This is a genomic window from Streptomyces sp. NPDC088246 (assembly GCF_044741025.1).
Lineage (GTDB): Bacteria > Actinomycetota > Actinomycetes > Streptomycetales > Streptomycetaceae > Streptomyces.
In genome coordinates this window covers 250,086-262,895 of the sequence record NZ_JBIURV010000001.1, presented here as the reverse complement: position 1 = coordinate 262,895, position 12,810 = coordinate 250,086, and the positions used below count along the sequence as shown (strand labels likewise).

Annotated in this window: 11 protein-coding genes and 1 pseudogene; 11 read left to right on the top strand and 1 reads right to left on the bottom strand. The window is 69.2% G+C overall.

Annotated elements, in window-relative coordinates:
- Positions 1–108 precede the first annotated feature (108 nt).
- The 7 genes from ACIPEK_RS01230 (at position 109) to ACIPEK_RS01200 (ending at position 7,312) form a co-directional block, all read left to right on the top strand.
- Positions 109–750 carry a GNAT family N-acetyltransferase gene (locus ACIPEK_RS01230; protein ID WP_401989548.1) on the top strand — a complete coding sequence of 214 codons (642 nt, stop codon included), beginning with the start codon at positions 109–111 and terminating at the stop codon, positions 748–750.
- Positions 747–1,106, top strand: a complete 360-nt coding sequence (locus ACIPEK_RS01225; RefSeq protein ID WP_401989547.1) for a hypothetical protein — start codon at positions 747–749, stop codon at positions 1,104–1,106. The genes ACIPEK_RS01230 and ACIPEK_RS01225 overlap by 4 nt, the downstream gene beginning before the upstream one ends.
- 109 nt (positions 1,107–1,215) lie before the next feature.
- Entirely contained in the window at positions 1,216–2,067 is an 852-nt protein-coding gene (locus tag ACIPEK_RS01220) for a siderophore-interacting protein (protein WP_401989546.1), read from the top strand.
- A gap of 215 nt (positions 2,068–2,282) precedes the next feature.
- On the top strand, positions 2,283–3,731 hold the full coding sequence (locus ACIPEK_RS01215) for a pyridoxal phosphate-dependent decarboxylase family protein (RefSeq protein ID WP_401989545.1): 1,449 nt from the start codon (positions 2,283–2,285) through the stop codon (positions 3,729–3,731).
- Complete coding sequence (locus tag ACIPEK_RS01210; RefSeq protein WP_401989544.1) at positions 3,715–4,992, top strand: lysine N(6)-hydroxylase/L-ornithine N(5)-oxygenase family protein; 1,278 nt, start codon at positions 3,715–3,717, stop codon at positions 4,990–4,992. The genes ACIPEK_RS01215 and ACIPEK_RS01210 overlap by 17 nt, the downstream gene beginning before the upstream one ends.
- Positions 4,989–5,534 carry a GNAT family N-acetyltransferase gene (locus ACIPEK_RS01205; protein WP_401989543.1) on the top strand — a complete coding sequence of 182 codons (546 nt, stop codon included), beginning with the start codon at positions 4,989–4,991 and terminating at the stop codon, positions 5,532–5,534. Before ACIPEK_RS01210 ends, ACIPEK_RS01205 begins: the two co-directional genes overlap by 4 nt.
- Positions 5,534–7,312 carry an IucA/IucC family protein gene (locus tag ACIPEK_RS01200; protein WP_401989542.1) on the top strand — a complete coding sequence of 593 codons (1,779 nt, stop codon included), beginning with the start codon at positions 5,534–5,536 and terminating at the stop codon, positions 7,310–7,312. The genes ACIPEK_RS01205 and ACIPEK_RS01200 overlap by 1 nt, the downstream gene beginning before the upstream one ends.
- Positions 7,313–7,398: 86 nt before the next feature.
- Here the strand turns inward: ACIPEK_RS01200 and ACIPEK_RS01195 are convergent, their stop codons facing one another.
- Positions 7,399–9,033, bottom strand: coding sequence for a beta-N-acetylhexosaminidase (locus ACIPEK_RS01195; RefSeq protein ID WP_401989541.1), 1,635 nt, complete (start codon positions 9,031–9,033; stop codon positions 7,399–7,401).
- Positions 9,034–9,166: 133 nt separating this feature from the next.
- Between ACIPEK_RS01195 and ACIPEK_RS01190 the strand changes: the two are divergent.
- From ACIPEK_RS01190 to glmS, 4 genes and pseudogenes are all read left to right on the top strand, one after another.
- Positions 9,167–9,352: pseudogene (locus ACIPEK_RS01190) on the top strand (DUF4429 domain-containing protein); the annotation flags it as partial.
- Between the two features lie 166 nt (positions 9,353–9,518).
- Entirely contained in the window at positions 9,519–10,304 is a 786-nt protein-coding gene (locus tag ACIPEK_RS01185; protein WP_401989540.1) for a DUF4429 domain-containing protein, read from the top strand.
- A gap of 121 nt (positions 10,305–10,425) precedes the next feature.
- Complete coding sequence (locus ACIPEK_RS01180; RefSeq protein ID WP_114244647.1) at positions 10,426–10,701, top strand: hypothetical protein; 276 nt, start codon at positions 10,426–10,428, stop codon at positions 10,699–10,701.
- A 43-nt stretch (positions 10,702–10,744) separates the two neighbouring features.
- Entirely contained in the window at positions 10,745–12,574 is a 1,830-nt protein-coding gene (gene glmS, locus ACIPEK_RS01175) for a glutamine--fructose-6-phosphate transaminase (isomerizing) (protein WP_401989539.1), read from the top strand.
- The last annotated feature ends 236 nt before the right edge of the window (positions 12,575–12,810 follow it).

The following is a 12,810-nucleotide window of genomic DNA, read 5'->3' as shown; positions in this document are numbered from 1 at the left end:
CAGCACACCACTGCCGCGTGACGGAGAAGGGCCCCGGCGGGGGCCCTTCTGCACGGTCGGGGTGCAATTCGTTCGACAGCGCGCGGCCCCGAGCGGCAGAGTCCGTACATGAAGCCGCAGCACTGGCCCCTGTACGGGCTCCGCCTCCGCACGCCGCGCCTGGAACTCCGGCTTCCGGACCTGGAGTTGCTGGACGGCCTCGCGTCGGTGGCCGTCGACGGGGTGCACCCGCCGGCCGATATGCCGTTCACGGTCCCCTGGACCGACGCGTCGCCCGCCGAGTGCGGCAAGGCCGTGTTCCAGCATGTGCTGGCCACCATCGCCAACTGGTCCGTACGGGACTGGGCGCTGAGCCTCGCCGTGCTGCACGAGGGCCAGGTGGTCGGGCGGCAGGACGTGATGGCGAAGGACTTCGCCATCACCGGTGAGGTGAGCACCGGCTCGTGGCTGGGCCTTGCCCACCAAGGGCAGGGCATCGGCACCGAGATGCGGGCCGCCGCCCTGCATCTCGCCTTCGCCGGACTCGGGGCCCGGACCGCGGTCTCGGCAGCCATGACCGACAACCCGCGCTCGCTGGGTGTCTCGCGCCGGCTCGGATATCTGCCGGACGGCATGGAAGTCGCCGGGGTACGGGGTGTGCCCGTCACTCTGCAACGGCTGCGGCTGGACCGGGCCCGCTGGGAGGAGTGCCGGGACGTCGACGTCACCGTCGAAGGGCTCGACGGCTGCCGGGAGGAGTTCGGGGCGTGACGCTGTTGGTGCACACCTTCGTCTACGACGAGCACCGCCGATCGCGTCTGCTCGACGACCCCGAGGACGGCAGCGACATGGCCGGGACCGAGGTCTGCCGGACCACATTGTGGGGATCGGACGCCGCGCGGGCGCTCGGCGCCCGGTTCCTCCCGGAGCTGGCCACCGGCGATCTGTACGTGGAGCCGGAGGACGTCGACGACTTCCTCGCCGAGTGCGAACTGCTGCACCGGAACGCCGCGACACTCGCCGGAGGCGGTGGCGACCGGCGGGACTACGTGGTGGCCCGGCTCGCCAACATCACCCGCGCCGCCCTGCGGGCCCGGGCGGTGGGCGGCGGGGTCCTGGTCCGGTGAGCGGCCGGAGGGAACCCTCGAATGTTCGATGAGGTTAGGCTAACCTTCCTTCTGGCATGCCGGTGGCCTGTTCCCGGCTTCGCTTCCGGTTCCTGGGAGGACCTCCCGCATGACGACGTCCGTCGCACCCCCCATCACCCCCTTCCGGTTCTTCGATCTGGTCGTTCTGCGGACCCGGCGACTGGGGCCCTCGATGCTCCGGGTCACCTTCGGCGGCCCGGGACTCGACGGCTTCGCCGCCGGAGGACGCGACCAGAGCCTGTCGCTGTTCCTGCCGCACCCCGGTCAGCCGGAACCAGTCATTCCGGTCGATGAGGACGGCAACTGGTTCGCCGCCTGGCGCGCCCTTCCGGACGACGTACGGGCCGTCATGCGCTCGTACACCGTGCGCGCCCAGCGCCGAACTCCCGACGGGGCGACCGAGATCGACATCGACTTCGCGCTGCACGGGGACGGCGGGCCCGCCTGCCGCTGGGCAGCCGCCGCCACCCCCGGCGATCCGCTCAAGGCGCTGGGCCCGGCCGTCGAGGACAACACCGCCGTCCGCTTCCGCCCGCCGCAGGACACCGACTGGGTGCTGATCTGGGCCGACGAGACCGCACTGCCCGCCGCGTCCGCCGCCCTGGAGTGGCTGCCGGCCGGCATGAAGGCCCGGGTCTGGCTGGAGGTCCAGCACACCGAGGACCGTCAGGCCCTCAACACCGCGGCCAAGGCCCGGATCAGCTGGCTCGTCCGCGACGAGGGCGCACCCACCGCCCTGGAGGCCGTCCGGGCGGCCGAGTTGCCCGAGGGGACGCCGTACGTCTGGATCGCGGGCGAGTCGTCACAGGTGCGGGCACTGCGCCGCCATCTCGTGCAGGAACGCCGGTTCGACCGCAGGCGCGTGACGTTCGTCGGGTACTGGCGTCGCGGGATGAGCGAGGAGCAGCTGCGCGAGGCGGCGACGGGCTCGGACGCGTAGCCGGAAGCGGCGCCGGAGCGAGGACCGCGCACGGCCCGACGGCAGGAAGCAGCCACCCCGTACGCGTGAATCGGACAAGCTCCGCACCTTCCGAGGGCGAGGGAACAACCCGATGTGAAGTTAGGTTAGGTTAACCTTACTTCACCATCGGGCCCTCGCCCCTCCTTCTGCCCTGAGGACCGATGAAGTTTCCCCGCATCCGGGAGGACCCCTTCATGCGTTCGCACCTGCTCAACGACACGACCGCGGAGCATTACCGGCGCTCCGTGACCGCAGGAGTCGAACGGGTCGCAGCCAAACTCGCCGCCACAGACCGGCCGTTCACCGGAATCTCCGTCGACGAGCTCACTCCCGTCGTTGACGCGATCGATCTGGACCGGCCGCTGGGCGATGCGTCCGCCGCCCTCGACGAGCTCGACAGCGTCTATCTCCGTGACGCCGTCTACTTCCACCACCCCCGCTACCTGGGCCACCTCAACTGCCCGGTCGTCATCCCCGCCGTCCTCGGCGAAGCCGTGCTCTCGGCCGTCAACTCCTCCCTGGACACCTGGGACCAGAGCGTCGGCGGCACCCTGATCGAGCGGCGCCTGATCGACTGGACCGCGGCCCGGATCGGCCTCGGACCGGCCGCGGACGGCATCTTCACCAGCGGCGGTACACAGTCCAATCTGCAGGCCCTGCTGCTCGCCCGCGAGGAGGCCAAGACTCCGCCGCACCTCTTCACCCGGCTGCGCGTCTTCACCTCCGAGTGCAGCCACTTCAGTGTCCAGAAGTCGGCGAAACTCCTCGGCCTGGGACCGGACTCGGTCATCGCCGTCCCCGTCGACCACAACAAACGCATGCAGACCGTGGCGCTGGCCCGCGCCCTGGAGCAGTGCGTCGCCGACGGCGCCGTACCGATGGCCGTCGTCGCCACCGCGGGCACCACCGACTTCGGCTCCATCGACCCGCTGCCCGAAATCGCCGCGCTCTGCCGGCAGTTCTCCACCTGGCTGCATGTCGACGCCGCGTACGGCTGCGGTCTGCTGGCCTCCCGTCGGCGCCGCCACCTCCTCGACGGCATCGAGCACGCCGACTCGGTCACCGTGGACTACCACAAGTCCTTCTTCCAGCCGGTGAGTTCCTCGGCCGTACTGGTCCGGGACCGGGCGACGCTGCGCCACGCCACGTACCACGCGGAGTACCTCAACCCGCAGCGAATGGCCGCCGAACGCATTCCCAACCAGGTGGACAAGTCGCTGCAGACCACCCGCAGATTCGACGCCCTGAAACTGTGGATGACGCTGCGTGTCATGGGCGCCGACGGCATCGGGGAGCTCTTCGACGAGGTCTGCGACCTGGCCGCCGAGGGCTGGCGGCTGCTCGCCGCCGACCCGCGGTTCGACGTCGTCGTCGAGCCCCGGCTGTCCACACTGGTGTTCCGCCACATCCCGTCCGGCGTCACCGCGCCCAGCGAGATCGACCGGGCCAATCTCCATGCCCGCAAGGCGCTCTTCGCCTCCGGCGAGGCCGTCGTCGCCGGTACGAGGGTCGGCGGCCGTCAATACCTGAAGTTCACCCTGCTCAACCCCGAAACGACCGCGCAGGACATCGCCGCGGTACTCGATCTGATCTCCGGCCACGCCGAGCAGTACCTGGGAGACTCCCTTGACCGCGCTTCCTGAACCCCACGACTTCATCGGTATCGGGCTCGGCCCGTTCAATCTCGGGCTCGCCTGTCTGACCGAGCCGATCGACGAGCTGACCGGCGTGTTCCTGGAGTCCAAGCCGGACTTCGAATGGCACTCCGGGATGTTCCTCGAAGGGGCCCATCTCCAGACGCCGTTCATGTCGGACCTGGTCACGATGGCCGATCCGACCTCTCCGTACTCCTTCCTGAACTATCTGAAGGAACGCGGGCGGCTGTACTCCTTCTACATCCGGGAAAACTTCTACCCGCTGCGGACCGAGTACAACGACTACTGCCGCTGGGCCGCCGCCAGACTGAGCAGCGTCCGCTTCGGCGAGACCGTCGAATCGGTCACGTACGACGAGGGCACCGCGCTCTATACCGCCCGTACCGCCACCGGCCGCTCCTTCCGCGCCCCACGGCTCGTGCTGGGCACCGGGACTCCCCCGTACATCCCGGATGCCTGCCAGGATCTCGGCGGCGACTACCTGCACAACTCCCGCTATCTGGAGGGGAAGGCGGCTCTTCAGGCGAAGAAGTCCCTCACCCTCGTCGGCAGTGGGCAGAGCGCGGCCGAGATCTATTACGACCTGCTCTCCGAGATCGATGTGCACGGCTACCGGCTGAACTGGGTGACGCGCTCGCCGCGTTTCTTCCCGCTGGAGTACACCAAGCTGACGCTGGAGATGACCTCCCCGGAGTACATCGACTACTTCCACGCGCTGCCCGAGGAGACCCGCTACCGGCTGGAGTCCGGGCAGAAGGGCCTCTTCAAAGGTATCGACGGAGAGCTGATCGACGCGATCTTCGATCTGCTCTACCAGAAGAACCTGGCCGGTCCCGTCCCGACCCGGCTCCTCACCAACTCCTCGCTGGACAGCGCGAGATACGAGGAGAGCAGCGGTACGTACACGCTTGCCCTGCACCAGGACGAGCAGGGCAAGGACTACACCCTCACCACCGAGGGCCTGATCCTCGCCACCGGCTACCGCTACCGCGCACCGGCGTTCCTGGAGGGCATCCACGACCGGCTGCGCCGGGACGGCCGCGGCCGCTTCGACGTGGCCCGCAACTACTCCATCGACACCACCGGGCACGGCGTCTTCCTGCAGAACGCGGGCACGCACACCCACTCGATCACCTCACCCGACCTGGGCATGGGTGCCTACCGCAACGCGTACATCATCGGCGAACTGCTCGGCCGTGAGTACTACCCGGTCGAGAAGTCCATAGCCTTCCAGGAGTTCGCCGTATGACCGCCGACCTCGGCATCTTCACCACCCGTCCGCTGGACCCCCTTGCCGACGCCGAACTGGTGCACGGCTGGGTCACCCACCCCAAGGCCTCCTTCTGGCTGATGGGCGACGCGGAACTCCAGGACGTCGAGCGGGAGTACATGGCGATCGCCGCCCACCCGCACCACGACGCCTTCATCGGGCTGTACGACGGGGAGCCCGCCTTCCTGATGGAGCGGTACGACCCCACCGAGGTCGAGCTCAAGGGGCTGTACGACGCCGAGCCCGGCGACATCGGGATGCACTTCCTGGTCGCCCCGGCCGGCACCCCGCTGCACGGCTTCACGCTCGGTGTGATCACCGCCGTGATGGAGGCGATGTTCGCCGACCCGTCCGTACGCCGGGTCGTCGTCGAACCCGATGTACGCAACAGCGCGGTGCACGCCCTCAACAAGGCGGTCGGCTTCGAGGTGCTGGGCGAGATTGCCAAGCCGGAGAAGAACGCCCTGCTCAGCGCCTGCACGCGGGAACAGTTCGCCGCAGCGACCGGGGGTGGCGTCTGATGTCCCCCGTCATCGACAGCGTCGCCCATCTCACCCCTGAACACTGGGCCACCGCCAACCGGCTGCTGATCCGCAAGGCGCTCGCCGAGTTCAGCCACGAGCGGCTGCTGACCCCCGCACCGCTCGGCGACGACCGCTATTCGGTGCGCAGCGACGACGCGGCGACCGAGTACCGCTTCGCCGCACGGATCTACGCCCTCGACCACTGGCAGGTCGAGGCCGACTCGGTCACCCGCCACCGCCACGGCTCCGAACTGACGCTGGACGCAGCCGAGTTCTTCGTCGAGCTGCGCTCCACGCTCGGCCTCTCCGCGGAGATCCTCCCGGTCTACCTGGAGGAGATCTCCTCCACCCTGGCCGGCACCGCGTACAAGCTGACCAAGCCGCCCGTCACCTCCGCCGAGCTGGTCCGTGCCGGGTTCCAGGCGATCGAGACCGGCATGACCGAGGGCCACCCCTGCTTCGTCGCCAACAACGGGCGGCTCGGCTTCGGTGTGGACGAGTACCGGGCGTACGCCCCCGAGGCGGCAGCCGGGATCCGTCTGGTCTGGCTCGCCGCCCGACGCGACCGCGCCACCTTCACCGCGGGCACCGGCCTCGACTACGGGACGCTGATCGCCGGCGAGCTGGGCGAGGAGACCCTCACCCGGTTCGCGGCCACGATGACCGGCCTCGGGCTCGACCTCGACGACTACCTGCTGGTCCCGGTCCACCCCTGGCAGTGGTGGAACAAGCTGGCCGTCACCTTCGCCGGGGAGCTCGCACAGCATCATCTGGTCTGCCTCGGAGAGGGCGACGACAGCTACCTCGCCCAGCAGTCGATCCGCACGTTCTTCAACGCCAGCAACCCGGACAAGCACTACGTCAAAACGGCGCTGTCCGTCCTCAACATGGGCTTCATGCGCGGGCTGTCCGCCGCGTACATGGAGGCCACCCCCGCGATCAACGACTGGCTGGCCGAGCTGATCGAGCGTGACGAGCTGCTGCGCGAGGCCCGTTTCTCGATCATCCGGGAGCGGGCGGCCATCGGCTACCACCACCGGACGTACGAGGCGGCCACTGCCAAGGGCTCCCCGTACCTGAAAATGCTCGCCGCGCTGTGGCGGGAGAGCCCCGTCCCCGGCCTGGCCCCCGGCGAGCGGGTCGCGACCATGGCCTCGCTGCTCCACACCGACCACGAGGGCAACTCCGTCGCCGGTGCGCTGATCGCCGGGTCGGGACTGGACCCCGCGGTGTGGCTGCGCCACTACCTGGACGCATACCTGGTGCCGGTGCTGCACAGCTTCTACGCGTACGACCTGGTGTTCATGCCGCACGGCGAGAACGTCATCCTGGTCGTCGAGGACGGGGTTGTACGCCGCACCGTCTTCAAGGACATCGCCGAGGAAATCGCGGTCATGGACCCGGACGCGGTGCTGCCGCCGAAGGTCGAGCGGATCCGCGCCGAGGTTCCCGAGGACATGAAACTGCTCTCGGTCCTCACCGATGTCTTCGACTGCTTCCTGCGCTTCCTGGGCGCGGGGCTGGCGAGCGAGGGCGTGCTCGACGAGGAGACGTTCTGGCGGACGGTCGCCCAGTGCGTCACCGGCTACCAGGAGTCGGTGCCGTATCTCGCCGGGAAGTTCAAGCAGTACGACATGTTCGCGGAGGAGTTCGCGCTGTCCTGCCTGAACCGGCTGCAGCTGCGGAACAACGAGCAGATGGTCGATCTGACCGATCCGTCGGGGGCGCTGCAGCTGATCGGCACGCTGAAGAACCCGATCGCCGGACAGGCGTGAAACCAGGCCCGTCCGGCGACTGAGGACGTCTGCCGAGCCCGTCCGGCGATCGAGAACGCAACGGTCGCCGGACGGCCCCGGTCACCTCACCGGTCGGCCCAGGGAATCTGCGGCGCCCGGTAGTAGTCGACGCCGAGGGCCGAGAGCCTCGGCCCCTGCGCACCCAGCCGAACCTTGTACGCGTCCCAGTCGTGCGTGGACGCGGGCGACCATCCCAGCTCCGCCACCCCGGGCAGTCTGGGGAACGCCATCTGTTCGATCTCGTCGCTGTTGGTCAGGGTCTCCGACCAGAGCGGCGCCTCGACGCCGAGGATCGAACCCTCCGGGGCACCGCCCAGATACGTCGCCGGGTTCCAGTCGTACGAGCGCTGGACGGAGACGTAACCGGCCCAGGCCAGGCCCAGCTTGGTGTCCTTGTCGTACTTCATGTCGAGGTAGCTCCGGTCGGCCGGGGACAGCACCAGCTTCGTGCCGTTCACGGCGGCGTCCGCCACCTGCTTGCGCTCGGCCGCGCCCGTCCGGTCGTAACCCCAGTACTGGGCGACCGCGCCCTTCACCGGCGTGCCCCCGGTCAGCTGGTGCCAGCCGATCACGGTCTTGCCGTACTTGCCGACGATGGCCTGTGCCTTGTCCATGAAGGCCACATAGTCCTCGTGGCTGGTGGAGTGTGCCTCGTCGCCACCGATGTGGAGGTACTTGCCGGGGGTGAGCGCGGCCAGCTCACGGACCACGTCGTCCACGAAGTCGTACGTGAGCGCCTTCGGGACGCAGAGCGAGCTGAAGCCGACACTGGTGCCGGTGTAGAGCGGTGGCGCGACGCCGTCGCAGTTCAGCTCCGCGTACGAGGCGAGGGCCGCGTTGGTGTGGCCGGGCAGGTCGATCTCCGGCACGACCTCCAGATAGCGGGAGGAGGCGTACCGCACGATCTCCTTGTAGTCGCTCTTCGTGTAGTAGCCGCCGGCTCCCCCGCCCACCTCCGTCTGCCCGCCGTACGTGGCGAGCCGCGGCCAGGAGTCGATGGCGATCCGCCAGCCCTGGTCGTCGGAGAGATGCAGATGGAGCTTGTTCATCTTGTAGAGGGCGAGCTGGTCGATATAGCGCTTGACCTCGGCGACGGAGAAGAAGTGCCGGGAGACGTCCAGCATCGCGCTCCGGTACGCATAGCGCGGCGCGTCCTTGACCGTGCCTCCCGCGACCTTCCACGGGCCCTTCTGGCGGCTGTTCTTCTCCACGTCGGCCGGGAGCAGCTGACGCAGCGTCTGGACGCCGTGGAAGAGCCCTGCCGGGCCGCGCGCCGTGATCGTGACGGAGCCGTGGTTCGACTTCAGGGTGTAGCCCTCGGCACCCGGCGCGCTGTCGTGGGCGTCGAGCCGCAGCCGGATACCGTCGCCGCCGCGACCGGTGACCGGCAGGGCGTAACCGGTGGACGGGCGCAGCACGCCCGCCAGATAGTCGCCGACCTTCCGGGCCTCGCGGGAGCCGTCCTCGACGCGGATCCTGGTGTCCGCGGTGATGGTGTACGCAGAGCCGCCGGGCTTCGCCTCGGCGGGGGCGGGCACCATCTGCCCGAGCGGACGGGGCGCGGCGGCAGTGGCCGGGCCGCTGCCGGCCGCCTGTCCTTCCGGCGCAGCGCCGACACTGGAGATGCCGGCCGCTGTGACGAGCAGCAGCGAGCCGAGAAGACGGGGGAGGGCGGTGCGCTGTGTCCTGTGCAGTCTCACAAGCCGGGTCCCTTTCGACGGGTTCACACCTGTGGATCTCCTGAGCAACGAACCATCACCATGCGTATCGCCTGTCCCACGCACGGTCAAGGTGTAGACCACTTCCCCGTTATGGGGCTGAGAGAATCTGCCCATGGTGGAAATAATCCAGCGCGACGGAACGTGGACCTTCGACGGCGAGACGGTGCGGATCGTGCCCGGCCGGGGGAAGGGCATTCATCCGCTCCGGCAGGAGCTGGGTGAGTGCGTGGTCCCGCTCCGGGCACTGGCGGGCATCGCCTTCGAACCGGACCGCAAGGGCGGCCGGCTCCGGCTGAGAGCCTGTCGGGTGACCTTCGATCGGAGAGCGGACGCGGCATGGTGCGTGCGATTCCAAGGCGCCGGGATGTCCTCGGATGGGGCCTCCCCTGCTCGAACGAAGTTGAGAGCTTGGGGAAGGAGCTACTAGGGCATTTCGGCAACGCTGGAAGCGTGCGTGCCAGGCCGTGGCCGCCCGATCAGAGGTCACCCGACAGGCTCTGAGGCTGCGCGACGGCGCCTGCCCGGTCCTGCGCGCTGCGGACGGCAGGCTCAAGGACGCCGCGGATCCGTACCAGCTGACGGTGGAAAAGGACCGGAGTGGAGTGGCGGAGTACTTCGTCGGCGAGGTGCGCAGCGCCCTGCTGGTCGAGCAGGTGCCCGCCGGGCCGGTGGACGGCTTCCTGTTGCCGGGGCCCGCGGTGCCGGTCGCCGGGGGCGGCGGGGACGGCACGGCCTCGTTCGACGGCGAGGTCATCCGCCTCACCTGGAACTGGAAGGCCAAGGAGGTCAAGAGCTCGGGTGGCCCGGTCGCCTTCCCGGTGTCGGAGGTGACCGGGGTGCACTGGTTGCCCGCCATCGGTCTGGAGAACGGGCATCTGCGCTTCGTACGGGGCAGGGGCGGGGACATGGGCACGGGTCCTGCCCCGGCTCCGGCGGCCGAGTTCGATCCGTACTCGCTGGATCTGTGGGGGCTGTCCAAGAAGGAGTACACGGCGGTGCTGGTCGCGGCGGCGGTACTGGTCCGGCTGCCGGGCGCGGCGGGGTCAGAGACAGCGACGGCCGCCGAAAGCGCTCGGCCCGCACAGATCCCGGCCCCGGCCGCACCGGCGGCACCCGCCCCCGCACCGCCCGCCGACGATCACGATGTGCTGCTGCGCCGGCTGCGCGAGCTCGGCGAGCTGTATCGGGCCGGGATTCTCACCGACGACGAGTTCACCGCCGCCAAGCAGGCCGTCCTGAAGCGTCTCTGAGCGCGTCCCCATACCCTCCCTGACCACCTCCAGGCCTACCCGAGAGCACAATCACACCCACTCCTGCCCGATATCGGGCAGAATTGTTGCGTAAGTGCTCCGCCCACCGCAATATCAACGAGTGCTCGAACGCCGCTCGTCACATGACGACCTCATTGATCACCTGGTGCGCAGCACCGCGCTCCAGCGCGGTGAAGCCGCCCGGGTGGTTCTCGACGTGCTGGCGTACTTCGACGAGACGACCGACGACTTCGTCCGCCGCCGCCACCGCGAACTGCAGTCCGGCGGCCTGGTGAACACGGAGATCTTCGAGCGGATCGCGGCCGAGCTGCCGCACCGGGCGGTCGCGCCGCCGGAGCTCTCGCTCCGCCAGCTGCGCCGCATCGTCTACGGCTGAGCAACGGGCACCACAGGTACGTCGATGGAGGGGCAGAGACTTTATGTGCGGAATCGTCGGATATATCGGGAAGCGTGATGTGGCTCCGCTGCTGCTGGAAGGGCTGCAGCGGCTGGAGTACCGGGGTTACGACTCCGCGGGCATCGTCATCACCGGCAAGGCGTCGGCCGGGAAGCCCGCCGCCCTGAAGATGGTCAAGGCGAAGGGCCGGGTCCGCGAGCTGGAGGCCCGCGTTCCCAAGCGTTTCACCGGCACCACCGGTATCGCCCACACCCGCTGGGCCACCCACGGCGCCCCGAGCGACGAGAACGCGCACCCCCACCTGGACGCCGACAACAAGGTCGCCGTCGTCCACAACGGCATCATCGACAACGCCTCCGAGCTCCGTGCGAAGCTCGTCGCCGACGGTGTCGTCTTCCTCTCCGAGACCGACACCGAGGTGCTGGTCCACCTGATCGCCCACGCCCAGGCGGAGACCCTGGAGGAGAAGGTCCGCGAGGCGCTGCGGTCGGTCGAGGGCACGTACGGCATCGCCGTCATGCACGCCGACTTCAACGACCGCATCGTGGTCGCCCGCAACGGCTCCCCGGTCGTGCTGGGCATCGGCGAGAAGGAGATGTTCGTCGCCTCCGACGTCGCCGCGCTGGTGGCCCACACCCGCCAGGTCGTCACCCTCGACGACGGCGAGATGGCCACCCTCAAGGCCGACGACTTCCGTACGTACACGACGGAGGGCTCGTCCACGACGGCCACGCCGACCACCGTGGAGTGGGAGGCCGAGTCGTACGACATGGGCGGCCACGACACGTACATGCACAAGGAGATCTCCGAGCAGGCGGACGCCGTCGACCGGGTGCTCCGCGGCCGGATCGACGACCGTTTCTCCACCGTGCACCTCGGCGGTCTCAACCTGGACGCCCGCGAGGCGCGCGGGGTCCGCCGGATCAAGATCCTGGGCTGCGGCACCTCGTACCACGCGGGCCAGATCGGTGCGCAGCTGATCGAGGAGCTGGCCCGCATCCCCGCGGACGCCGAGCCCGCCTCCGAGTTCCGCTACCGCAACCCGGTCGTCGACCCCGACACCCTGTACGTGGCCGTCTCCCAGTCCGGTGAGACGTACGACGTGCTGGCCGCCGTCCAGGAGCTCAAGCGCAAGGGCGCCCGGGTGCTCGGTGTGGTCAACGTGGTGGGTTCGGCAATCGCCCGGGAGGCCGACGGCGGTACATACGTGCACGCCGGCCCCGAGGTCTGTGTCGTCTCCACCAAGTGCTTCACGAACACGGTCGTCGCGTTCGCGCTGCTCGCCCTGCACCTGGGCCGGATCCGGGATCTGTCGGTCGCCGACGGCAAGCGGATCATCGAGGGGCTGCGCAGGCTGCCCGCCCAGATCAGCGAGATCCTGGCGAACGAGGACGAGATCAAGAAGCTGGCCGCGGAGTACGCGGACGCCAAGTCGATGATGTTCATCGGCCGGGTGCGCGGCTACCCCGTCGCCCGTGAGGCCTCGCTGAAGCTCAAGGAGGTCTCGTACATCCACGCGGAGGCGTACCCCGCCTCCGAGCTGAAGCACGGGCCGCTGGCGCTGATCGAGCCCTCGATGCCGACGGTCGCGATCGTGCCGGACGACGATCTGCTGGAGAAGAACCGCGCCGCGATGGAGGAGATCAAGGCCCGCAGCGGCCGCATCCTCGCCGTCGCGCACCAGGTGCAGGAGAAGGCCGACCACACCATCGTCGTACCGAAGAACGAGAACGAGCTGGACCCGATCCTGATGGGCATCCCGCTCCAGCTCTTCGCGTACCACACGGCGCTGGCCATGGGCCGTGACATCGACAAGCCGCGCAACCTGGCGAAGTCCGTCACCGTCGAGTAGGCATCCCTGCACGGGCTGTGCCCGGAGCAGAGCGGCCCCGTACCCACCGCCACCGCGGGTACGGGGCCGCTCCCGTCGGGGCCGGCACCTCTTCCCCTTGCCGCACCGGCCCGGTCGCTGCCTCAGAGCCTGTCGGGTGACCTCCGACCGGGCGGCCACGCCCTGGCACGCACGCTTCCCGCGTTGTCGTCAGTCACCAACTCCCCCATAGCTGAAGGCATGGGGGGACCCCCTTC

What these genes read in the sequence shown, in the direction of transcription:
- ACIPEK_RS01230 (WP_401989548.1), top strand. Translation starts at nt 109, where the DNA reads ATGAAGCCGCAGCACTGGCCCCTGTACGGGCTCCGCCTCCGCACGCCG.
- ACIPEK_RS01220 (WP_401989546.1), top strand. Translation starts at nt 1,216, where the DNA reads ATGACGACGTCCGTCGCACCCCCCATCACCCCCTTCCGGTTCTTCGAT.
- ACIPEK_RS01215 (WP_401989545.1), top strand. Translation starts at nt 2,283, where the DNA reads ATGCGTTCGCACCTGCTCAACGACACGACCGCGGAGCATTACCGGCGC.
- ACIPEK_RS01205 (WP_401989543.1), top strand. Translation starts at nt 4,989, where the DNA reads ATGACCGCCGACCTCGGCATCTTCACCACCCGTCCGCTGGACCCCCTT.
- ACIPEK_RS01200 (WP_401989542.1), top strand. Translation starts at nt 5,534, where the DNA reads ATGTCCCCCGTCATCGACAGCGTCGCCCATCTCACCCCTGAACACTGG.
- glmS (WP_401989539.1), top strand. Translation starts at nt 10,745, where the DNA reads ATGTGCGGAATCGTCGGATATATCGGGAAGCGTGATGTGGCTCCGCTG.